Annotated in this window: 20 protein-coding genes; 14 read left to right on the top strand and 6 right to left on the bottom strand. The window is 67.0% G+C overall.

The window, feature by feature from the left end; all coding sequences use genetic code 11:
- Nucleotides 1-15: 15 nt before the first annotated feature.
- Entirely contained in the window at nt 16-1,077 is a 1,062-nt protein-coding gene (locus FFS62_RS19535; protein WP_137974526.1) for a hypothetical protein, read from the bottom strand.
- 239 nt (nt 1,078-1,316) lie between these two features.
- Here FFS62_RS19535 and FFS62_RS19530 point away from each other — a divergent pair, with 239 nt between their 5' ends.
- Both FFS62_RS19530 and FFS62_RS19525 read left to right on the top strand, forming a co-directional pair.
- Nucleotides 1,317-1,853 (top strand): response regulator transcription factor, encoded by a 537-nt coding sequence (locus tag FFS62_RS19530; RefSeq protein WP_137974525.1) that lies wholly within the window; start codon nt 1,317-1,319, stop codon nt 1,851-1,853.
- Between the two features lie 53 nt (nt 1,854-1,906).
- Complete coding sequence (locus FFS62_RS19525) at nt 1,907-2,245, top strand: hypothetical protein (RefSeq protein WP_137974524.1); 339 nt, start codon at nt 1,907-1,909, stop codon at nt 2,243-2,245.
- 46 nt (nt 2,246-2,291) lie between these two features.
- On the opposite strand, the gene FFS62_RS19520 is transcribed toward FFS62_RS19525, so the two are convergent.
- Together FFS62_RS19520 and FFS62_RS19515 are read right to left on the bottom strand one after the other, a co-directional pair.
- The gene (locus FFS62_RS19520) at nt 2,292-3,116 is read right to left on the bottom strand and encodes an HDOD domain-containing protein (RefSeq protein ID WP_137974523.1); all 825 of its coding nucleotides are present in this window, start codon (nt 3,114-3,116) and stop codon (nt 2,292-2,294) included.
- 93 nt (nt 3,117-3,209) lie between these two features.
- Complete coding sequence (locus tag FFS62_RS19515) at nt 3,210-4,247, bottom strand: low specificity L-threonine aldolase (RefSeq protein ID WP_137974522.1); 1,038 nt, start codon at nt 4,245-4,247, stop codon at nt 3,210-3,212.
- A gap of 390 nt (nt 4,248-4,637) precedes the next feature.
- On the opposite strand from FFS62_RS19515, the gene FFS62_RS19510 reads away from it, so the two are divergent.
- Both FFS62_RS19510 and FFS62_RS19505 read left to right on the top strand, forming a co-directional pair.
- On the top strand, nt 4,638-4,853 hold the full coding sequence (locus FFS62_RS19510) for a DUF1127 domain-containing protein (protein ID WP_137974521.1): 216 nt from the start codon (nt 4,638-4,640) through the stop codon (nt 4,851-4,853).
- Between the two features lie 149 nt (nt 4,854-5,002).
- A complete protein-coding gene (locus FFS62_RS19505) occupies nt 5,003-5,398 on the top strand; it encodes a hypothetical protein (RefSeq protein ID WP_137974520.1) in 396 nt (131 codons plus the stop codon).
- Nucleotides 5,399-5,456: 58 nt separating this feature from the next.
- On the opposite strand, the gene oadA is transcribed toward FFS62_RS19505, so the two are convergent.
- Together oadA and FFS62_RS19495 are read right to left on the bottom strand one after the other, a co-directional pair.
- Entirely contained in the window at nt 5,457-7,280 is a 1,824-nt protein-coding gene (gene oadA / locus FFS62_RS19500) for a sodium-extruding oxaloacetate decarboxylase subunit alpha (RefSeq protein WP_137974519.1), read from the bottom strand.
- A 10-nt stretch (nt 7,281-7,290) separates the two neighbouring features.
- A complete protein-coding gene (locus FFS62_RS19495; RefSeq protein ID WP_137974518.1) occupies nt 7,291-8,706 on the bottom strand; it encodes an acetyl-CoA carboxylase biotin carboxylase subunit in 1,416 nt (471 codons plus the stop codon).
- Between the two features lie 190 nt (nt 8,707-8,896).
- Here FFS62_RS19495 and FFS62_RS19490 point away from each other — a divergent pair, with 190 nt between their 5' ends.
- The 6 genes from FFS62_RS19490 to FFS62_RS19460 all read left to right on the top strand — a co-directional run bounded on the left by FFS62_RS19490 (nt 8,897) and on the right by FFS62_RS19460 (nt 14,337).
- Nucleotides 8,897-9,838 carry a LysR family transcriptional regulator gene (locus FFS62_RS19490; RefSeq protein ID WP_171016375.1) on the top strand — a complete coding sequence of 314 codons (942 nt, stop codon included), beginning with the start codon at nt 8,897-8,899 and terminating at the stop codon, nt 9,836-9,838.
- 62 nt (nt 9,839-9,900) lie between these two features.
- Nucleotides 9,901-10,572: a GntR family transcriptional regulator gene (locus FFS62_RS19485; RefSeq protein WP_137974516.1), complete on the top strand. Its 672-nt coding sequence runs from the start codon at nt 9,901-9,903 to the stop codon at nt 10,570-10,572.
- 100 nt (nt 10,573-10,672) lie between these two features.
- On the top strand, nt 10,673-11,749 hold the full coding sequence (locus tag FFS62_RS23475) for a proline racemase family protein (RefSeq protein ID WP_256662309.1): 1,077 nt from the start codon (nt 10,673-10,675) through the stop codon (nt 11,747-11,749).
- Nucleotides 11,746-12,855 carry an FAD-binding oxidoreductase gene (locus FFS62_RS19470; RefSeq protein WP_137974515.1) on the top strand — a complete coding sequence of 370 codons (1,110 nt, stop codon included), beginning with the start codon at nt 11,746-11,748 and terminating at the stop codon, nt 12,853-12,855. Before FFS62_RS23475 ends, FFS62_RS19470 begins: the two co-directional genes overlap by 4 nt.
- The gene (locus tag FFS62_RS19465; RefSeq protein WP_137974514.1) at nt 12,848-13,084 is read left to right on the top strand and encodes a (2Fe-2S)-binding protein; all 237 of its coding nucleotides are present in this window, start codon (nt 12,848-12,850) and stop codon (nt 13,082-13,084) included. Before FFS62_RS19470 ends, FFS62_RS19465 begins: the two co-directional genes overlap by 8 nt.
- Complete coding sequence (locus FFS62_RS19460; RefSeq protein ID WP_137974513.1) at nt 13,081-14,337, top strand: FAD/NAD(P)-binding oxidoreductase; 1,257 nt, start codon at nt 13,081-13,083, stop codon at nt 14,335-14,337. Before FFS62_RS19465 ends, FFS62_RS19460 begins: the two co-directional genes overlap by 4 nt.
- On the opposite strand, the gene FFS62_RS19455 is transcribed toward FFS62_RS19460, so the two are convergent.
- Complete coding sequence (locus tag FFS62_RS19455; protein WP_137974512.1) at nt 14,322-14,768, bottom strand: hypothetical protein; 447 nt, start codon at nt 14,766-14,768, stop codon at nt 14,322-14,324. The two genes, FFS62_RS19460 and FFS62_RS19455, sit on opposite strands and share 16 nt — an antisense overlap.
- A gap of 274 nt (nt 14,769-15,042) precedes the next feature.
- Here FFS62_RS19455 and FFS62_RS19450 point away from each other — a divergent pair, with 274 nt between their 5' ends.
- From FFS62_RS19450 to FFS62_RS19435, 4 genes are all read left to right on the top strand, one after another.
- A complete protein-coding gene (locus tag FFS62_RS19450) occupies nt 15,043-17,229 on the top strand; it encodes a M14 family zinc carboxypeptidase (RefSeq protein ID WP_218569302.1) in 2,187 nt (728 codons plus the stop codon).
- Nucleotides 17,230-17,320: 91 nt separating this feature from the next.
- On the top strand, nt 17,321-18,073 hold the full coding sequence (locus tag FFS62_RS19445; protein ID WP_178084356.1) for an AraC family transcriptional regulator: 753 nt from the start codon (nt 17,321-17,323) through the stop codon (nt 18,071-18,073).
- A gap of 299 nt (nt 18,074-18,372) precedes the next feature.
- Complete coding sequence (locus FFS62_RS19440; protein ID WP_137974511.1) at nt 18,373-19,191, top strand: transporter substrate-binding domain-containing protein; 819 nt, start codon at nt 18,373-18,375, stop codon at nt 19,189-19,191.
- A gap of 19 nt (nt 19,192-19,210) precedes the next feature.
- On the top strand, nt 19,211-20,983 hold the full coding sequence (locus tag FFS62_RS19435; RefSeq protein WP_371920163.1) for an aconitase X: 1,773 nt from the start codon (nt 19,211-19,213) through the stop codon (nt 20,981-20,983).
- Nucleotide 20,984: the final 1 nt, after the last annotated feature.

The following is a 20,984-nucleotide window of genomic DNA, read 5'->3' as shown; positions in this document are numbered from 1 at the left end:
CCTTCCGCGCCCGGCTCACAGCGCGATATCGCGCGCGTGGGTCTGCCCCGGCCAGACGCCGGTCATCTCGATCTCGCGCTGGCCGGTCAGCCACTGGCCCAGCGGGCTCGGCCACTTGAAGCTGTACTTGTCGCTGTTGATCACGCCCTTGAAGCTGACGTCGGCGACGATGTTGGTGGCGCTCAGCGGGATGTTGGCGACGGTCTTGGACAGGCCACCGCTCAGCGAGAAGGACTCGTTCTTCTTGCCCTGCGGGGTGTCGTAGCTGAGGTTGATATTGGTGATGTAGGTGCAGCCCGGCTTGTTGTTGAACAGGATCTGCAGCGAGCCCAGGCGGTTGATCCAGTTGGGGATCAGCAGGGTGCCGTCGTACGAGGCGAAGGTGTACGCGATCGGGATCGCGCCGCCGGCTTCCTTGTTCGGCGTGGACGGCCACAGGTGCTGGTCGACCTGCTTGCTCTCCTTGGTGGAGCTGTACGAGCCCTTGGCATTGGCGCCGGCCACCATGTCCTGCACCGCGCTGGCTTCACCGGTGATGGAGAAGGACGAGCTGTTGTCCTGGGAGCCGAGGTTGAGGCCGCTGTTGGCGTAGATGACGCTGGTGACCACGCCGAAGCCCTGGGCGATGTTGCCGGCGCTGCCCATGCTCACCGAGGCGGCCTGCTGGGCCAGCCAGCTCAGGGTGTCGGCCTTGGACAGGGCGGTGAGATCGCTGATGAAGCTCTCGTTGGCGATGCCGAACTCCGAGGCGATGGAACCGACGGTGGCGAAGTCCCAAGTGATCTCGGTGCCGACGCTACCCTTGGTGCCCGATTCCGGATCGGTGCCCGAGCCGTCCAGCTGGACCGCGGCCTGGCTGCGCTTGACGTTGCTCGAGGCCAGCTTCCACTGGTTGGGAATGCCGCGCTCGCTGATGGCCAGGCCGGGGGTGGACTCCTGCACCAGGGTGAAGTCGCCGGTATCCGGCGAGACGATGCCAACGGCGCCGACCTTGATCTTCGGATCGAGGGTCCAGTTGCCCCAGTAGGCCGCGCGCCCGGCGCGGATCAGATCGGTAAACGTACGGTTCCAATTCATGACTGTGTCCTTGCAGTGATTTATATGGAGGCGCCGCTATAACTCGCGGCGCGTACGTCGAACTGCGCAACTCAAGTTCCATTTGGCGGCCATGAGTCAATCGACGCTCCCATGCTGTCGATGCACCGGTTAATCAGGTATTGGGCAAATTCGGTATCACGTGGGAAGTACTTCCGTATCGGATATTCGCCGCCCGAAAACTAAGGTCGATCCCTCTCCTTCTCTGACAGGACAGGGATGTGCTGACGACTCGCGAAATACAGGCACTAGAGCTGATCGCCAGGGGCGCGACCGACCGCGACATCGCCGCGGCGCTGGCAATATCGCTGAGTACCGCGCATAAACACCGGGAGAACTTGCAGCGCAAACTCGGCCTGCATAAGTCGGCGCAGCTGGTTATTTATTACTTCGAACGATTCGGCGAACTTACTGCCAGGCGAAACTTGCCCCCGGTATTAAGCGAGCGCGAACTGGAGATCATTCATTTATTCGCCGAAGGACTCAGCGATAAACAGGTGGCCCGGGAACTGGGCATCAGCGACCTGACCGTGCGCAAACATCGCGGCAATATGCAAAGCAAGTTACGGGCGAGCAATGTCTGCGCCTTGTTGTTCGCCGCCCTGGCCGCCGGCGAACTGGCGCTGCCCCTGGTGCGACCACCACAGCGGCGGCCTATCGAGTTACCGCCGCACCTGCTGCGCTGGCTACTGCCTGCAGCCCATCGGCAAGCGCCGCGCGGGTTGGACAAGCCAGCCGGCGGCTTCTTAGCTCACTGATCAGGAGAACGCAGGCGCCCCATCGAACGCCTATCCCTGCCAGGAGCACCCTCATGAACAAACTGCTGATCACCACTGCCCTGCTCGCCGCCACCGGTGCGGCCAACGCCGCCAGCCTGCCGAAGTTCGACGTCACCTGCCCCGGCGAACTCAACGTGCGCGCCGAGGCCGGCGGCCCGGTGCATATCAACGACAAGCCGGCCACCCTGAGCAAGTTCAGCGAGCAGTACTACGAGGCCAGGGGCGAAGGCGTGACCATCGCCATCAGCCTCAAGGCCGACGGCTCGTCCGCGGTGTCCTCCACCGGCAAGGAAGGCGCCACGGGCGCCTGCCAGGAGGCTGCGGAAGAGGACAAGGTCGAGGAAGCGGAAACCGCGGAACAGGAAGGGTAAACGCTCGACATGGCCGCCAGTGCCAGCGCACCGGCGGCCAGGCGCGTCAGTCGAGCAGCTGGCTGAAGCCCTTGTCGGCCTCCAGTACCTCGGGCAGCTTGTCGAACAGCGCGTCCAGGTCGATGCCTTCGCACAGCGGGCTGTCCAGCTCCTCGCGGGTCTTGCCCAGATCACCGTTATGCAGGCGCAGCGCCTCGGCGATCAGCACGGCCTGAGCCACCAGCCGCGGCAGCGGCATGTCCGCCGGCGCCTGGTGCGGGCGGGTCTGCAGGGCGATGGCCTGCTGGATTACCTCCGGCAGCTGCCAGCGCCGCGCCAACTCGGCGCCCACCTCGGGGAAACCGAAGCCCAGCTGCAGGGTCTCCAGCGCCACGCGCCCAGCGGCGTCGGTCTTGCCGCTGCGGTTGAGCCGGGCGGCCAGTTCCGGCGCGCCGGTCTGGATCAGCAGCTCGCCGATGTTGTGCATCATGCCGCAGGTGAAGGCCGTCTCCATCGCCACGCCACGGGTCTTGGCCAGCAGCCGGCAAATGCTCGCCACCTGGAAGCTGTGCAGCCAGAAGGCCTTGAGGTCGAAACCGGAGTCGGTCTTGAAGGCGCCGGTCACCGCCGAGGCCAGCACCAGCGTGCGCAGGGTGTTGAAGCCCAGGCGCGAGGCGGCGTCCTCGACGCTGTGCGCCTCGCGGGCGCCACGAAAGCGTGCCGAATTGGCCAGGCGCAGCACCTTGGCGGCGATCACCGGATCGAGGTTGATGTTGCGCGCAACGGCGTCGAGGTTGGTGTTGGGGTTGTCGAACTGCTGGATCAGGTCCTGGGCGACCTTGGGGATGCTGGGCAGGCTATGTAGCTGCTCGAAGAGGTTGTTGATGTCCATGAGGGTGGTTCTCCGGCGAAGCGGAAAGTTGGGGCAGTGGGACTGAAAACCTTAGTCAGCCCCACCTCGCCATACCCTGCCTTTCGTCGGTGTTCAGGCCATGGCCCGACGAATGTCCGCCGCCAGCTCGCGCACCCGCGCCTCTTCGGTATCCCAGGAACACATGAATCGCGCGCCGCCGGCGCCGATAAAGGTGTAGAAGCGCCAGCCCCAGCCGGTCAGGCGCTGGATAGCCGGCTCGGAGAGCTGCAGGAACACGCCGTTGGCCTCCACCGGGAACATCAGGCTGACGCCGGGCACGTCGGCCACCAGCTCGGCCAGCAGGCGCGCGCAGCGGTTGGCGTGGTTGGCGTAGCGCAGCCAGGCGTCGTCCTGCAGCAGGCCGACCCAGGGCGCCGAGAGGAAGCGCATCTTCGAGGCCAGCTGGCCGGCCTGCTTGCAGCGGTAGTCGAAGTCTTCGGCCAGAGCCTTGTTGAAGAACAGGATGGCCTCGCCCACCGCCATGCCGTTCTTGGTGCCGCCGAAGCACAGCACGTCGACGCCGGCCTTCCAGGTCAGCTCGGCCGGGCTGCAGCCGAGCGAGGCACAGGCGTTGGAGAAACGCGCGCCGTCCATGTGCAGGTTGAGCTTGAGTTCCTTGCACACCTGGCTGATCGCCCGCACTTCCTCGGGGCGGTAGACGGTGCCGACCTCGGTGGCCTGGGTCAGGGTCACCACGCGCGGTTTCGGGTAGTGGATGTCCTGGCGCTTGAGCGCCACCTCGCGGATCGAGGCCGGAGTCAGCTTGCCCTGCTCGGTGCGCGCGGTGAGCAGTTTGGAGCCGTTGGAGAAGAACTCCGGGGCGCCGCACTCGTCGGTCTCGACGTGGGCGGTCTCCGAGCAGATCACGCTGTGGTAGCTCTGGCACAGCGATGACAGGGCCAGGGAGTTGGCCGCCGTGCCGTTGAAGGCGAAGAACACCTCGCAGTCGGTCTCGAACAGCTGGCGGAACTGGTCGGAGGCGCGAGCCGTCCATTCGTCCTCGCCGTAGGCGCGCTGGTGCCCGCGATTGGCCTCGGCCATGGCGGCCCAGGCTTCCGGGCAGATGCCGGAATAGTTGTCGCTGGCGAATTGCTGGGTCTGGTCGGTCATGAAGATTTCCTTGTGGGATCACCGATTATTCTAGGTCGCGCGACGGCGCCAGAAGCGGAGGATGAGGCCGGAAAAACGGGCTTCGTGGGCTTGTCTTCCGGCAATAACAGATTGGTCGGCTACCGGGATTCTAAAATAACTGTACCTGTAGAAAGGTGCCGTTCTGAAAGACGTTGTCAGGGATTAATCACGCGAATCTTGTTTCTCCGCGATCTTCCACGGATGACCAGTACAGTTGCTGTCACAGGAGCAGAACAGTTACCAAGCCGCCTAACTAATAGCCCTGCAATTTAGCCCAGCTGTGCCTACAAAATCGACTGTGCAGTCAGGAAAATGTGCTTCCAGTAGGACACCATCTAACCCCGCTCGACAGCGGAAGGAAGCACCACCATGGAACGCACACTCAGTTCCGACCTCATGTTCCAACAACAATCCCCGGCCAGCGGCGGTCACCTGCCCCTGCGCGTACTGGGCACCCTGCTGCTGTGGCAGCGTCGCATCACCAGCCGTCGCGAGCTGGCCCGCCTGGACGAGCGCCTGCTCACCGACGCCGGCATCAGCACCTACGACCGCGCGGTTGAAGTGAGCAAGCCGTTCTGGCGCTGAGTCGTACCAGCACGCCGTATCGAAGGGAAGCCGAGCGCTTCCCTTTTTTGTGCCCGTCGTTCTGACATCGCCAAGCCGCAGGCAAGCCGATATAGTGCGCGCCGCCGCGGTAGCGGCAATCTGCCATCCAGAAGTACAAGGAAGTAGAGATGTCTCCACTCAAGTCCGCCGCCCTGCTCGCGGCCGCTCTCGCCATGGCCGGCTGCTCTGCGAAAGCCTGGTTCAAACTGCCGCAAAACAGCACCCTGGTCATCAACGAGCGCCAGATCGAGAACAACTACGGCCTGGTGAAGACCCGCCCGTTCTCCTGGGGCGCCGCAGGTGGCGTGCCGTATCGCCTGCAGGACGAGCAGGCCAACACCCTCCAGAACGGCAAGCTGCGCACGCGCTTCCGGGTGGCCTCGATCTTCTGGCCGCCGGTCGCCATCGCCTACTGGCCGATGGGCTTCCGCTACCGCTGCTACGACCTGACCGGCGCCGAACCCCAGGCCTGCACCAAGCAGGACCTGATCACCCTGCGCCGCGCCTACCGCATGCACAACTGAGCACCCCATAAAAAAGGGGAGCACATGGCTCCCCCAGTGGGACTTACTCGTTACGCCGTCAGGCGATTTCCACCAGCACTTCGCCCGGGTTGACCCGGTCGCCCTTGGCCACGTGGATGGCCTTGACGGTACCGGCGATCGGCGCCTGCACTTCGGTTTCCATCTTCATCGCTTCGGTGATCAGCACAGCCTGGCCGGCCTTGACCTGATCGCCCTCTTTCACCAGCACGTCGACGATGTTGCCCGGCATGGTGGTGGACACGTCGCCCGGGGCACTGGCGCTCTTGCGCTTGCTGCCGGAGCCACCGGCGACGAAGTCGTTGAGCGGCTCGAACACCACTTCTTCCGGCATGCCGTCGATGGACAGGTAGAAGTGGCGCTTGCCGTCACCCTTGACGCCCACGCCGGTGATGTCCACGCGGTAGCTCTCGCCATGCACATCGACCACGAACTCGGTCGGCACGCCGCCACCACCGACAGGCGCCACGCCGCCAGCCTCGGGAATCGGCAGCAGCACTTCCGGAGTCAGGGTGCCGGCGGCGCGCTCCTCGAGGAACTTGCGGCCGATGTCGGGGAACATGGCGTAGGTCAGCACGTCCTCTTCGGACTTGGCCAGGGTGCCGATTTCTTCGCGCAGCTTGGCCATCTCCGGCTTGAGCAGGTCGGCCGGGCGTACGTCGATCACTTCCTCGCTGCCGATGGCCTGCTTGCGCAGCGCCTCGTTGACCTTGCCCGGCGCTTTGCCGTAGCGGCCCTGCAGGTACAGCTTCACCTCGTTGGTGATGGTCTTGTAGCGCTCGCCGGCCAGCACGTTGAACACCGCCTGGGTGCCGACGATCTGCGAGGTCGGCGTCACCAGCGGCGGGAAGCCGAGGTCTTCGCGCACCCGCGGGATCTCGGCGAACACTTCGTTGATGCGGTTGAGCGCGCCCTGCTCCTTCAGCTGGTTGGCCAGGTTGGACATCATGCCGCCCGGCACCTGGTTGACCTGCACGCGAGTGTCGACGGCGGTGAATTCGCTCTCGAACTGGTGGTACTTCTTGCGCACGGCGTGGAAGTACATGCCGATCTCCTGGATCAGCGCCAGGTCCAGGCCGGTGTCGTACTCGCTGCCGCGCAGGGCGGCGACCATCGACTCGGTGCCCGGGTGGCTAGTACCCCAGGCGAAGCTGGAGATGGCGGTGTCGATATGGTCGGCGCCGGCCTCGATGGCCTTGAGCTGGCACATCGAGCCCATGCCAGCGGTGTCGTGGCTGTGCACGAACACCGGCAGGTCGACCTCGGCCTTCAGCGCCTTGACCAGCTCGGCGGTGGCGAACGGGGTGAGCAGGCCGGCCATGTCCTTGATCGCGATGGAGTCGATGCCCATGGCCTGCATGGCCTTGGCCTGGGTGACGTAGGCCTCGACCGTGTGCACCGGGCTGGTGGTGTAGCTCAGGGTGCCCTGGGCGTGCTTGCCGGCGGCCTTCACCGCCTCGATGGAGACGCGCAGGTTACGTACGTCGTTCATCGCGTCGAAGATGCGGAACACATCGATGCCGTTGACCGCGGCCTTGGCCACGAAGGCACGCACCACGTCGTCGCTGTAGTGGCGATAGCCGAGCAGGTTCTGCCCGCGCAGGAGCATCTGCAGGCGGGTGTTGGGCAGCGCGGCCTTGAACTTGCGCAGGCGCTCCCAGGGGTCTTCCTTGAGGAAGCGCACGCAGGCGTCGAAGGTGGCGCCGCCCCATACTTCCAGGGACCAGTAGCCGACCTTGTCCAGCTTGTCGCAGATCGGCAGCATGTCTTCGGTGCGCATGCGCGTGGCGATCAGCGACTGGTGGGCATCGCGCAGGATGGTATCGGTGACGGTGATTCTTTTCTGGTTAAGAGGCTTGGTCATGTTCTGATCCCTACAGGCCGGCGTGGGCGGCAATGGCGGTGGCGATGGCGATGGCCAGGTGCGACGGGTTGCGCTTGATCGAGTACTGGGTCAGCTCCGGATGGGCCTCGACGAAGCTGGTGTTGAACTGGCCGCTGCGGAACTCGGGGTTGCGCAGGATTTCCTGGTAGTAGGCCGCGGTGGTGCGCACGCCCTGCACTCGCATGTCGTCCAGAGCGCGCAGGCCGCGGTCCATCGCCTCTTCCCAGGTCAGCGCCCAAACGATCAGCTTCAGGCACATGGAGTCGTAGTAGGGCGGAATGGTGTAGCCGGTGTAGATCGCCGTGTCGGTGCGCACGCCGGGGCCGCCGGGGGCGTAGTAGCGGGTGATCTTGCCGAACGAGGGCAGGAAGTTGTTCTTCGGGTCCTCGGCGTTGATACGGAACTGCAGGGCGAAGCCGCGGTACTGGATGTCTTCCTGCTTGACCGACAGCTCCAGTCCCGAGGCGATGCGGATCTGCTCGCGGACGATGTCGATGCCGGTGATTTCCTCGGTGATGGTGTGCTCCACCTGCACCCGGGTGTTCATCTCCATGAAGTACACCTCGCCCTCGGCGAGCAGGAACTCCACGGTGCCGGCGTTCTCGTAGCCCACCGCCTGGGCGGCGCGCACCGCCAGGTCGCCGATATAGGCGCGCTGCTCGGGAGTGAGCTGCGGGCTGGGGGCGATCTCGATCAGCTTCTGGTTGCGGCGCTGGATCGAGCAGTCGCGCTCGAACAGGTGCACGGTGTTGCCGAAGCTGTCGGCGAGGATCTGCGCCTCGATGTGCTTCGGATTGACGATGCATTTTTCCAGGAACACTTCGGCGCGGCCGAAGGCCTTGGTGGCCTCGGAGATCACTCGCGGGTAGGCCTGCTCCAGCTCCTCGCGGCTGTTGCAGCGACGGATGCCACGGCCGCCACCACCGTTGGTGGCCTTGAGCATCACCGGATAGCCGATGCGGTCGCCCTCGCGCAGGGCTTCGTGGATATCGGCCACGTTGCCCTCGGTGCCCGGGGTACAGGGCACGCCGGCGGCGATCATGCTGCGCCGTGCCTCGGTCTTGTCGCCCATGCGGCGAATGACCTCGGCGCTGGGGCCGATAAACTTGATCCCGCGCTCGGCGCAGATATCCGCCAGCTCGGCGTTCTCCGAGAGGAAGCCATAGCCGGGATGGAGGGCGTCGCAGCCGGTTTCCACGGCCAGGTTCACCAGCTTGCGCGGGTTGAGGTAGCCGGCCAGCGGGTCGTCGCCGATGCTGTGCGCCTCGTCGGCGCGCTTGACGTGCAGCGCCTGGCGGTCCGCCTCGGAATACACGGCCACCGAGCGGATGCCCATCTCGGCGCAAGCACGCACGATGCGGACGGCGATCTCGCCACGGTTGGCGATGAGGATCTTCTTGATCACGAGCCTGGTTCCTCGATCACGTGAACAAACGACCGTTGCAAGGCGGTCGACGGGTGACCGCACAGCCCGCGGCGGTCTTGCTTCATAAGCTAGCTCTGCCGATGAATTACCCAAAATCAATAATTGTTGGGATGACCATTAGCAAAGACTTATAGTTTGATCAAAGAAGGCCTTCCGCGAGCTCTTATAAATGCGCAAGTCATTGATGCGAATGACTTTTCGCCAGCTGCAGATTTTTCGCGCAGTGTGCGAAAGCCGTTCCTACAGCCGCGCCGCCGAGGAAATGGCGCTGACCCAGCCGGCCGTCAGCCTGCAGATTCGCCAGCTGGAAGAGCTGCTCGGCCAGCCGCTGTTCGATTACATCGCCAAGAAGCTCTACCTGACGCCCGCCGCCGAGGCGCTGCTGCGCGCCAGCGAAGATGTGTTCGGCCGCCTGGAGGCGCTGGACATGCAGCTCTCCGACCTGCAGGGCTCGCTGCAGGGCCAGCTCAACCTGGCCGTGGAATCCAGCGCCAAGTACCTGGTGCCGCACCTGTTCGCCGCCTTCCGCGAGCAGCATCCGGAGGTCAGCCTGCAACTGGCGGTGGTCAACCACGCCCAGGCGGTGCGCCGCCTCTCGGTGAGCCGCGACGACCTGCTGATCATGTCGCAGCCACCCGGCGACCAGGCGCTGGATTTCTTCCCCTTCCTCAACAATCCGATAGTCGCGGTGGCACCGCCGAGCCATCCGCTGTGCTCCCTGGAAAAGCTGCGCCTGGGCGACCTCACCGCCTTTCCGCTACTGGTCCGCGAGATCGGCTCGGGCACCCGCCGCGCCTGCGAGGAGTACTGTCACCAGAAGCGTGCCCACTTCGCCCAGACCCTCGAAGTGGGCTCCAGCGAGACCCAGGCGGAAGCGGTGATCGCCGGCCTCGGCCTGGCCCTGTTGCCACGCCACGCCGTGCGCCTGGAACTGGCCCAGGGTTTGCTGCGTGAACTGCCGGTGGAAGAGTTGCCGTTGCAACGCAGCTGGTGCGTGGTGCACGTGCGCGGCAAACGCCTGTCGCCGGTGGCCCAGGCGTTCCGCGACTTCATCCGCAACGAGCGCGCGCAGATCGCGGCGCTGGAGCAGCGCTTCAGCCAAGCAGGCTGAACTGGCAAGCCAGGGATTTCGTATATGATATTCGCATCAACCAGCCGACTCGGTGACGTGCCGTGCCCCTACCTCGCTTCAATGCCCCCAACCTGGGAATAGCGCCCGCCGCATCCGAGGTCATCGCCAAGCACCTGCGCGACGCGATCATCTCCGGGCATTTCGCCGAGGACGAGCCAATCCGCCAGGACGACATCGCCCAGCTGTTCAATGTCAGCAAGATCCCCGTGCGCGAGGCGCTCAAGCGCCTGGAGGCCGAGGGCCTGGTGCTATTCCAGCGCAACAAGGGCGCGGTGGTCACGCGCATCTCCGAGCCGGAGATGGCGCAGATGTTCGAGGTACGTGTGCTGCTGGAGATGCGCGCGATCCGCCTGGCGGTGCCGAACATGAGCGAGGCCACCTTCGCCGCCGCCGAGCGCATCTGCGAGGCCTTCCTCGGCGAGGAAGACGTCGGCCGCTGGGCCGAACTCAACTGGCAGCTGCACGCCTGCCTCTACGAGCCGGCGCAACGGCCGTTCCTGGTCAACCTGATCCGCTCGATCCACGACAAGCTGGAGCGCTACCTGCGCATGCAGATGAGCCTGTCCGAGGGCAAGGACCGCGCCGACCACGAGCACCGCGAAATCATCGCCGCGTGCCGCGCCGGCGACGCCGAGACCGCCGCCCGGCTGATCGAGGAACACATCAACGGCGTGTGCCAGACGCTCTACGAGCACCTGCCCAATCGCGTCTGAGGCTGTGCCGATTTCGTCATAGCACCGGCTGAAATGGCTCAAGCCGCCGACCTCGTTCCGGCGGCACCCTTGCCGAAACCATTCAGCGGCAGGGGCCTTCATGCAACGTATCCGTGTACTCGACTCGCACACCGGCGGCGAACCAACTCGCCTGGTTCTCGAAGGCTTCCCCGATCTAGGACGCGGCAGCATGGCCGAGCGCCGCCAGCTGTTGGCCGAGCGCTTCGACCAGTGGCGCGCCGCCAGCGTGCTGGAGCCGCGCGGCAGCGACGTGCTGGTCGGCGCCCTGCTGTGCGAACCGGTCGACCCGACTGCCTGTGCCGGAGTGATCTTCTTCAACAACACCGGCTACCTCGGCATGTGCGGCCACGGCACCATCGGCCTGGTAGTCTCCCTGGCCCACCTGGGCCGCATCGGCCCGGGCGTGCACAAGATCGAGACGCCGGTCGGCACCGTCGAGGCGACCCTGCACGACGACCGCTCGGTGAGCGTGCGCAACGTACCGGCCTACCGCTACCGCAAGGCGGTAACCCTGGATGTACCGGGCCATGGCCAGGTGACCGGCGATGTCGCCTGGGGCGGCAACTGGTTCTTCCTGATCAGCGATCACCGCCTGCGCGTGGCCGGCGACAATCTGGACGCCCTCACCGCCTATTCGGTGGCCGTGCAGCAGGCCCTGGAAGACCAGGGCATCCGTGGCGAAGACGGAGGCCTGATCGACCATATCGAGCTGTTCGCCGACCCTGAGCTGCCGGAAGGCTCGCAGCCAAGCGTCGCGAGCGAAGAGGGGGCTAGGCAAGAGCAGGCGAAGAAGCGCAGTTTACAAGCCGTAAATGAGCATTCTGAGCCTGCTCTTAACGACGCCCCATCGAGCGCAGCAGCTTGGCTGCGAGCCGACAGCCGCAACTTCGTGCTCTGCCCTGGCAAGGCCTACGACCGCTCGCCCTGCGGCACCGGCACCAGCGCCAAGCTGGCCTGCCTGGCCGCCGACGGCAAGCTGCAGCCAGGCCAGCTGTGGCGCCAGGCCAGCGTGATCGGCAGCCAGTTCGAGGGCAGCTACGAGAACGCCGACGGCGGCCGCATCATCCCCACCATTCGCGGCCGCGCGCATATCAGCGCCGAGGCCACCCTGCTGATCGAGGCGGACGATCCGTTCGCCTGGGGCATTCGCCTGTGAGCGACGGCGCCGACGTCATCGTCATCGGCGCCGGCATAGTCGGCGCCGCCTGCGCCCGTGAGCTGGCCAAGCGCGGCCAGCGCGTGCTGGTGCTGGATGCCGGCCTGCGCGCCGCCACCGCCGCCGGCATGGGCCACCTGATCGTGCTCGACGACAATCCGGCCGAGTTGGCGCTCAGCCAATACTCGGTGCAGCGCTGGCGCGACTGGGCCCATCACCTGCCGGACGACTGCGCCTACCGGCAGAACGGCACCCTGTGGCTGGCCGCCAATGCCGAGGAGATGGCGGTGGCCGAGGCCAAGTACCAAGTGCTGCGCGAGCACGGCCTGGACTGCCAGTTGCTCGGCGCAGGCGCTCTGCGCGATGCCGAACCGGAACTGCGCGACGGCCTGCACGGCGGCCTGCGGGTGATCGGCGACGGCATTCTCTACGCGCCCAACGCGGCGCGCTGGCTGCTCGAGCATCCGCTGATCGAACAGCGCCAGGCCCGGGTGATCGAGATCGACGGCGCCCGCGTGCGCCTAGAGAACGGCAGCTGGCTCGGCGCCCAGGCGGCGATCCTGGCGGGAGGCACCCATGGCACCGAGCTGTGCCCGGAGCTGCCGATCGAGCCGAAGAAGGGCCACCTGCTGATCACCGACCGCTACCCCGGGCGCATCAGCCATACCCTGGTGGAGCTCGGCTACGTGACCAGCGCGCACAACGCCAGCGGCCCGTCGACCGCCGCCAATATCCAGCCGCGACCGACCGGCCAGCTGTTTATCGGCGCCTCGCGCCAGTTCAACACCACCGACCCCGAAGTCGAGCCATGGATGCTGGCGAAGATGCTGCAGCGCGCCGTCGACTACATGCCGGGCCTGGCCCGGCTCAACGGTATCCGCGCCTGGACCGGCTTCCGCGCCGCCAGCCCGGACGGTCTGCCGCTGCTCGGCGAGCATCCACAGCGCCCCGGCCTGTGGCTGGCGGTCGGTCACGAGGGCCTGGGCGTCACCACAGCGCCGGGCAGCGCCGACCTGCTGGTCGCCCAGTTGCTCGGCGAGACCGCGCCACTGCCGCTGGAACCCTATCTGCCGCAGCGCTTCCCCGGAGTACGCGCGCATGCCTGAACTGATTCTCGACGGCCGCCCGCTGCAGGTGGCCCCCGGTACCACGGTGGCGGCCGCGCTGATGCTCGGCGGTGACGGCACCAGCCGCACCTCGGTCAGCGGCCAACGCCGCGCGCCGGTATGCGGCATGGGCATCTGCCAGGAATGCCGGGTGACCATCGACGGCCAGCGCCGCCTGGCCTGCCAGACCCTGTGCCGCGACGGCATGCGGGTGGAGAGCCGGCCATGAAGGTGGACATCCTGATCATCGGCGCCGGCCCCGCTGGCATGGCTGCGGCCCTGGCCGCCGCACCGAGCGGTGCGCGCATCGTCATGCTCGATGACAACCCCGCCGCCGGCGGGCAGATCTGGCGCGACGGCCCGCAGGCGCACCTGCCGCCGCTGGCCCGCAAGCATCGGCAGCGCCTGGAGGCGCAAGCCAATATCGAATTGCTGCCGGCCACCCGCGTGGTCGCCCTGGCCGGGCCCAAGGCGCTGCTGGTGGAAGACCCCGAGCAGGGCCGGGTGATCGAGTACGACAGGCTGATCCTCTGCACCGGCGCCCGCGAGCTGCTGCTGCCCTTCCCCGGCTGGACCCTGCCCGGCGTCACCGGCGCCGGCGGCCTGCAGGCGCTGATCAAAGGCGGCATGCCGGTGGCCGGCGAGCGCATCGTCATCGCCGGCAGCGGCCCACTGCTGCTGGCCAGCGCCGCCACGGCGCAGGATAACGGCGCCCAGGTGCTGCATATCGCCGAGCAGGCGCCGTGGCGCGCGGTGGCCGGCTTTGCCGCCCAGCTGCCGCGTTGGCCGCATAAGCTGCTGCAGTCGTTCGGCCTGTTCCATCGCGGCTACCGGGCGAACAGTCACGTGGTCGAAGCGCTGGGCGAGGGCCGCCTGGAAGCGGTGCGCCTGAGCATCGGAGGACAGATCAAGGAAGTCACCTGCGAGCGCCTGGCCTGCGGCTTCGGCCTGATCCCCAATCTTCAACTCGGCCAGGCCCTGGGCTGCCGTATCGACAACGGCGCCATCGCCATCGATGCCTGGCAGGCCACCAGCCTGGCCGATCACTATGCCGCCGGCGAGAGCACCGGCTTCGGCGGCAGCGAGAAGGCGCTGGTGGAAGGCGCCATCGCAGGCCATGCGGCGGTGGGCGAGCGCGACGCGGCGCAGCGCCTGTGGTCGCAGCGCCGGCGCTGGAATGGGTTCGCTACTGCGTTGAACGCCGGCTTCGCCCTGGGCGACCAGGTCAAGCACCTGGCCAGGCCGGACACCCTGATCTGCCGCTGTGAGGACGTGCCGCTAGCGGCCGTGGCCGATCACCAGGGCTGGAGCCAGGCCAAGATGGCCAGCCGCTGCGGCATGGGCGCCTGCCAGGGCCGGGTCTGCGGCGGCGCTGCCCAGGCACTGTTCGGCTGGCAGCCGCCGGCGCCGCGCCCGCCGTTCAGCCCGGCGCGCATCGACACCCTGCTGCAGCTGGGTGCGGACGCTCACTCCCAGGCGTAGAGCCAGCCGACGGCGCTGACCCGCTCGCCGCTGAAGGCCACCAGCAGCTGGTCGTGGTTGCCGCGCCACTGGTAGCTCCACATCTTCTCGCCCGGCTCGCCGCGCCACTCGGTGCGGCGCAGCCAGTCGGCGTACTCGGCACCGTCGGCCGCCACCTGCACATCGGGCTCGCCCATCAATGCGCGCACCCCGGCCTCGTCCGGCTTCTCCGCCAGCAGGCGTTCGGCCAGGCCCTGCAGCAGCTGGTGCTTGCGCCCCTGCCAGGCATCCAGGTCCTTGTTCCAGGCCGCGCCATCGAAATGTCCGCGCTGCTGGCGCAGCTGCGCCCATTCCTTGGCCTCGGAATTCTCCCCGGTCGGCGCCGGCCCGGCGCTGCAACCCAGGCCTGCGAGCAACGGCAGGGCCACAAACAGTGCACTGAATTGCCTCATGAAATCGCTCCTTTAGTGGCCATTTGCCGCGAAACTGCGCGCATCACGCGGCCATCATCCGACAAATTGACAGACCCGCAAGTGACTTCTAGGTTTCTTTGCACTCTTGCTGCCAGACCGGCCACCTCCCGACGCCTCGCCAGGAAAGGATCCCAGCCCGTGCAGTCGGCATCCAGAGCGTTCGCCGTATCCGCTGCGGTCCACAAGACCGACATCGGAGCCGTGCCCGCTTTATCGAGCGGGCGCCCTTACTACATGGACAGGAACAGCAAGAATGATAAAGCGGAACCTCACGCTCGCCATCGGCGCGGGCATCGCCACCCTCTGCATGCTGCAAAACGCTCAGGCCAACAACGAGGCCCAGGTCCAGGAAGACTTCCTCCTGCTGGAACAGGAGAAGGCCGCCAACCAGGTGTACAAGGCGTTCTTCCCCAACCTGGATATCGCCCGCAAGGCCGCCATCAGCTTCCACGGCCAGTTGCTCGAATCGCACTATGAGCAGGGCTACCTGATCATGGAGCTGACCGCCGAAGAACAGGAGAAGCTGGCCGTGTTCGGCTTCACCTTCCAGGTGGCCGACGACTTCATCGCCAAGCGCAACCAGATCCTCGGCAATATCCAGCAACGCCTGCAGCAGCGCAGCCTGAGCACCAGCGCGGCGGCCAGCGACGCGGGCATCGCCAGCGTGCCCGGCTACGCTTGCTACGAGACGGTGGAAGAGACCTACGCGGCCGCCGCCGGCATGGCCAGCACGCACCCGCAACTGGCCCAGTGGCTGACCGTCGGCCAGTCCTGGGAGAAGACCCAGGGTCTGGGTGGCTACGACATCGGCGTGCTCAAGCTGACCAACCAGAACAAGCCCGGCGACAAGCCCAAGCTGCTGATCAACAGCGCCATCCACGCCCGCGAGTACACCACCGCGCCGCTGGTGCTGGCCTTCGCCCGCTGGCTGGTGGACGGCTACGGGGTGGACCCGGACGCCACCTGGATCCTCGATCACCACGAAGTGCATCTGCTGCTGCAGACCAACCCGGACGGGCGCAAGAAGGCCGAGACCGGGCTGTCCTGGCGCAAGAACACCAACCAGAACTATTGCGGGCCGAACAGCAACAGCCGTGGCGCCGACCTCAACCGCAACTTCACCTTCGGCTGGAACAGCACCAACGGCCAGGGCTCCAGTGGCGACCAGTGCAACGACACCTACCGCGGCCCCAGCGCCGGCTCCGAGCCGGAAGTGCAGGCCCTGGAGGCCTATGCGCGCAGCATCTGGCCGGATCGCCGCGGGCCCAACCGCGGCGACGCGGCGCCGAGCAGCACCAGCGGCATCCACCTGGACATCCACAGCTACAGCGAGCTGGTGCTCTGGCCCTGGGGCGACACCAGCCAGGCCGCGCCCAACGGCACGGCGCTGCAGACTCTGGGCCGCAAGTTCGCCTTCTTCAACGGTTACACCCCGCAGCAGTCGGTCGGCCTGTATCCCACCGACGGCACCAGCGACGGCATCAGCTATGGCGAGCTGGGCGTGGCCGCCTTTACCTTCGAGCTGGGCACCCAGTTCTTCCAGAGCTGCGCCGTGTACCAGAACACGGTGAAGCCGAAGAACCTGCCGGCGCTGATCTACGCCGCCAAGGTGGTGCGTACGCCGTACGTCACCCCGGCCGGGCCGGACGTGGCCAGCGTCGTCCTCAGCGGTGGCGCCGCCAGCACGGGAGTACCGGCCGGCACGCCGGTGACCCTGTCGGCCAGCGCCAGCGACCTGCGCTTCAGTACGGCCAACGGCACCGAGGCGACGCAGAACATCGCGGCCGCCGAGTACTACATCGACAAGGCGCCCTGGGAATCCGGCGCCACGCCGGTCGTCCTGCAGCCGCTGGACGGCGCCTTCAACGCCAAGACCGAGAACCTGACCGGCACCCTGGACACCACCGGCCTGGCCACCGGCAAGCACCTGGTCTACGTGCGCGCCCGTGACGCCGGCGGCAGCTGGGGTGCGGTCAGTTCCAGCTTCCTGGTGATCGGCGAAGGTACGCCGCAGCCGTCCTACTGCAGCGCCGCCAGTGGCAACTCCGCTTCCGAGTGGATCGGCCAGGTCCAGGTCGGCACCTTCAGCCGCAGCTCCGGTGCCAGCACCTACAGCGACTTCACCGCCCAGGTGATCGACCTGCAGCGTGGCGCCAACAGCCTGCGCCTGACCCCGCAATTCTCCGGCCGCGCCTACGCCGAGTACTGGAAGGCCTGGGTCGACCTGAACAAGGACGGCGATTTCCTCGACGCCGGCGAAGAAGTGTACAGCTCCGGCCGTGCCCTCAGCACGGTGGCCACCGGCAACCTGACCATCCCGGCCAACGCCCCGGCCGGCAAAACGCGCCTGCGCATCGCCATGCGCTACAACGCGGCACCCGTGCCCTGCGGCACCTTCAACTACGGCGAAGTGGAGGACTACAGCGTGCGTCTGCCGTAACGCATCAGCGGCCCGCCTGCGGGCGGGCCGCTTGTCCCCACCGCACTGCGCTGCGCAGAATGGGCGCCTTCCAGGCCAGTGCCCGATCCCCATGCTCGACCTGCTGCCGCAACCCGCCCCCGCCGATCTACCCACCCTGCTCGTCAGCCTCGGCGCCGTCGCCCCGCTGCTCGACGCCATGCCCGGCGTGGTGTTCTTCATCAAGGATCCGCAGGCGCGCTACGTGCTGGTCAACCAGACCCTGGCCACCCGCTGCGGCTTCGCCAGCAAGGACGAACTGCTCGGGCGCACCGCCGAGGAAGTCTTTCCCTCGCGCTTCGGCCTGCTGTACACCGCCCAGGACCTGCAGGTGCTGGATACCGGCAACGGCCTCGAAGACCAGCTGGAGCTGCACCTCTACCCCGGCCGCCAGCCCGGCTGGTGCCTGACCCACAAGCTGGCCCTGCGCAACGCCGAGGGCCGCATCATTGGCATGGCCGGCATCTCCTGCGACCTGCCGGCGGCCCAGGCCGCGCATCCGGCCTACCAGAAGCTGGCGGCGGTGGACGAACACATCCGCCGCCACTACGCCCAGCCCCTCAGCCTGGCCGAGCTGACCACCATCGCCGGGCTCTCGGTGGCGCAGCTGGAGCGCCACTGCAAGCGCATCTTCCAGCTCACCCCGCGACAGATGATCCACAAGGCGCGCCTGGGTGCGGCCTCGCAGCTGCTGCTCGGCGAGCTGCCTATCACCGAGATCGCCCTGCGCTGCGGCTACACCGACCACAGTGCCTTCAGCCGCCAGTTCAAGGCCCTCACAGGCCTCTCCCCCAGCCAGTACCGCGACTCCCATCGCAACCCCTGATACCCGTTTCCCACCCCTCCGGTAGCAATAGGTGCAACCCAGTCGCTACCCAGCGTGTTCCGTTTGGGGGCATGCCTGGGTGCCCATGCTTCCTTATGTAACACCGAGCGGTCACGAAAACGCCCGACTAGTCTTTCCGCCACCGCTGCGTTGGTCCGCCCGGGCCGATGCGGCGCGGGCTGAGCGGTTTTCGCGTCTGCCACGGGCGATCCGGCACAGCCCTTGCTAATCAAATATCGTATACGAAATTCAAGATACCCAGATCCAACTGCCAATCCTTCAGACACACGAGGCTGCACATGAACCGTAAGACTCTCGCTCTTGCCCTCAGCACCGTACTGACCTCCTCCCTGGCCGTGACCGCCCAGGCCGACAAGCTCGACGACATCATCGAGTCCGGCAAACTGCGCTGCGCCGTGACCCTGGACTTCCCGCCCATGGGCTTCCGCGACGCCGACAACAACCCGGCCGGCTTCGACGTGGACTACTGCGCCGACCTGGCCAAGGTCCTCGGCGTGGAACCGGAAGTGGTCGAAACGCCGTTCCCCGACCGCATCCCGGCGCTTGTCTCCGGCCGCGCCGACATCATCGTCGCCTCCACCTCCGACACCCTGGAGCGCGCCAAGACCGTGGGCATGACCATCCCCTACTTCGCCTTCCAGATGGTCGTGCTGACCCGCGAAGACGCCGGGGTGAACAGCTACGCCGACCTCAAGGGCAAGAAGCTGGGCAACACCAGCGGCACCTACGAGGCCATCGCCCTGGAGAAAGACCAGAAGGCCTGGGGTGAAGGCAGCTTCCGCGCCTACCAGTCGCAGAACGACACCATCCTCGCCGTGGCCCAGGGCCATATCGACGCCACCGTGGTGACCAACACCGTGGCCGCCGCCACCCTCAAGTCCGGCAAATACAAGGGCCTCAAGGTCGCCGGCGACGCACCCTATGTCGTCGACTACGTGTCCCTGGCCGCCAAGCGCAGCGAGTACGGCTTGCTCAACTACCTCAACCTGTTCGTCAACCAGCAGGTGCGTAACGGCCGCTACGACGAGCTGTGGAAGAAGTGGGTCGGCGACGAGATCAAGCCGGCCAACCTGACCGTGCCTGGCGTGTACTACTGATCGCGCGCGCCCGGGAGAGATGACGATGTCCGCAGTCCGCATCGACGGCCGCAGTCTGGTGCACGGCAGGGGCCAGGGGCCTCTGCTGTATGCCGACCTGGGCCTGAGCTTCTGGGGCGGCGTCGACCCGTTCAGCGGCGAGGTGATCGACCGACACCATCCGCTGAGCGGGCAATCCCTGGCCGGGCGCGTGCTGGCCATTCCCAGCGGACGCGGCTCCTGCACCGGCAGCAGCGTCCTGCTGGAACTGATCCTCAACGGTCCGGCACCGGCAGCCCTGGTGCTGGCCGAGCCCGACGAGATTCTCAGCCTCGGCGCCCTGGTCGCCGAGCATGTCTTCGACGTCCAGCTGCCGGTGCTGTGCATCGGCCACGCGGCCTTCGCCGAGCTGGCAGCTCACCCCGGCGCCATCGCCCGCATCGACGGCGAGCGCCTGCAGCTGTTCGGCAGCGCGCCGGCTGATGACTGGCGTGCCGAGCCTATTGCCCATGACGATGCGCAGCCAAGCAGCATCGCCCTGAGCGAACGCGACCAGGCCATTCTTGCCGGCGAACACGGCAAGGCAGCCCAGGTGGCGATGCAGCTGGTGCTACGCATGGCCGAACTGCAGGGCGCCCGCGAACTGCTCGACGTGACCCAGGCGCACATCGACGGCTGCATCTACACCGGCCCGGCCTGCCTGCGCTTCGCCCAGCAGCTGCTGGACTGGGACGCCAGGGTCTGCGTGCCGACCACGCTCAACTCGATCTCGGTGGACCAGCGCCAGTGGCGCGCCCTCGGCATCGACCCGGCGTTCGGCGAGCCGGCCAGCGCCCTCGGCGACGTGTACATGGCCATGGGCGCGGCGCTCAGCTACACCTGCGCGCCCTACCTGCTGGACAGCGCGCCCAAGGCCGGCGAGCAGATCGTCTGGGCCGAGTCCAATGCCGTGGTCTACGCCAACAGCGTGCTCGGAGCCCGTACCCTCAAGTACCCGGACTACCTGGACATCTGCATCGCCCTCACCGGGCGCGCGCCGCGTAGCGGCAGCCACCTGGACGAGGGCCGCCACGCCAGCCTGCTGATCGAGGTGGAAACGCCGCAGCAGCCGGACGACAGCTTCTGGCCGCTGCTCGGCTACCACGTCGGCCTGCTGGCCGGCAGCGACATCCCGCTGCTCTGCGGGCTGGAGCGCAGCGCCGCCGACAGCGACGCGCTCAAGGCCTTCGGTGCCGCCTTCGCTACCACTTCGGCGGCGCCCATGTTCCATATCGCCGGCATCACCCCGGAGGCCCCGGACGTGGCCAGCGCCCTCGGCGGCAAGGCTCCGGCCAAGCACCTGCGGGTCACCATCGCCGAGCTGCTGGACAGCTGGTGGGAACTCAACAGCGCCGAGTCGCCCCGCGTCGAGCTGGTGGCCCTGGGCAACCCGCACTTCTCCAGCAGCGAGCTGGCCGCCCTGGCCGACCTCTGTGCCGGTCGTAGCAAGCACCCGGACACCGCCCTGGTGGTGACCTGCGGCCGCGCCGTGCACGAGCGGGCGGTGCAGGCCGGGCATGTGGCTACGCTGGAAAGATTCGGTGCGCGCCTGGTGACCGACACCTGCTGGTGCATGCTCGGCGAGCCGGTCGTGCCGCCGGGTAGCCGCACCCTGATGACCAACTCGGGCAAGTACGCCCACTACGCCCCCGGCCTGGTCAGCCGGCAGGTGCACTTCGGCAACCTCGCCGCCTGCGTCGAGGCCGCCTGCACCGGGCACAACCAAGGACAGCTCCCGGCCTGGCTGGGCCATCACCCACAAGGAAATCGCTGAT

The organism is Pseudomonas sp. F(2018) (assembly GCF_005508865.1).
GTDB lineage: Bacteria > Pseudomonadota > Gammaproteobacteria > Pseudomonadales > Pseudomonadaceae > Aquipseudomonas.
The sequence above is the reverse complement of the archived record's forward strand: the minus strand, read 5'-3'. Positions and strand labels throughout refer to the sequence as shown.

Excerpts from the sequence above, each read along its gene's own strand:
- FFS62_RS19535 (WP_137974526.1), bottom strand. The coding sequence starts at position 1,077 with ATGAATTGGAACCGTACGTTTACCGATCTGATCCGCGCCGGGCGCGCG.
- FFS62_RS19525 (WP_137974524.1), top strand. The coding sequence starts at position 1,907 with ATGAACAAACTGCTGATCACCACTGCCCTGCTCGCCGCCACCGGTGCG.
- FFS62_RS19520 (WP_137974523.1), bottom strand. The coding sequence starts at position 3,116 with ATGGACATCAACAACCTCTTCGAGCAGCTACATAGCCTGCCCAGCATC.
- FFS62_RS19515 (WP_137974522.1), bottom strand. The coding sequence starts at position 4,247 with ATGACCGACCAGACCCAGCAATTCGCCAGCGACAACTATTCCGGCATC.
- FFS62_RS19510 (WP_137974521.1), top strand. The coding sequence starts at position 4,638 with ATGGAACGCACACTCAGTTCCGACCTCATGTTCCAACAACAATCCCCG.
- FFS62_RS19505 (WP_137974520.1), top strand. The coding sequence starts at position 5,003 with ATGTCTCCACTCAAGTCCGCCGCCCTGCTCGCGGCCGCTCTCGCCATG.
- oadA (WP_137974519.1), bottom strand. The coding sequence starts at position 7,280 with ATGACCAAGCCTCTTAACCAGAAAAGAATCACCGTCACCGATACCATC.
- FFS62_RS19490 (WP_171016375.1), top strand. The coding sequence starts at position 8,897 with ATGCGCAAGTCATTGATGCGAATGACTTTTCGCCAGCTGCAGATTTTT.
- FFS62_RS23475 (WP_256662309.1), top strand. The coding sequence starts at position 10,673 with ATGCAACGTATCCGTGTACTCGACTCGCACACCGGCGGCGAACCAACT.
- FFS62_RS19465 (WP_137974514.1), top strand. The coding sequence starts at position 12,848 with ATGCCTGAACTGATTCTCGACGGCCGCCCGCTGCAGGTGGCCCCCGGT.
- FFS62_RS19460 (WP_137974513.1), top strand. The coding sequence starts at position 13,081 with ATGAAGGTGGACATCCTGATCATCGGCGCCGGCCCCGCTGGCATGGCT.
- FFS62_RS19455 (WP_137974512.1), bottom strand. The coding sequence starts at position 14,768 with ATGAGGCAATTCAGTGCACTGTTTGTGGCCCTGCCGTTGCTCGCAGGC.
- FFS62_RS19450 (WP_218569302.1), top strand. The coding sequence starts at position 15,043 with ATGATAAAGCGGAACCTCACGCTCGCCATCGGCGCGGGCATCGCCACC.
- FFS62_RS19445 (WP_178084356.1), top strand. The coding sequence starts at position 17,321 with ATGCTCGACCTGCTGCCGCAACCCGCCCCCGCCGATCTACCCACCCTG.
- FFS62_RS19440 (WP_137974511.1), top strand. The coding sequence starts at position 18,373 with ATGAACCGTAAGACTCTCGCTCTTGCCCTCAGCACCGTACTGACCTCC.
- FFS62_RS19435 (WP_371920163.1), top strand. The coding sequence starts at position 19,211 with ATGACGATGTCCGCAGTCCGCATCGACGGCCGCAGTCTGGTGCACGGC.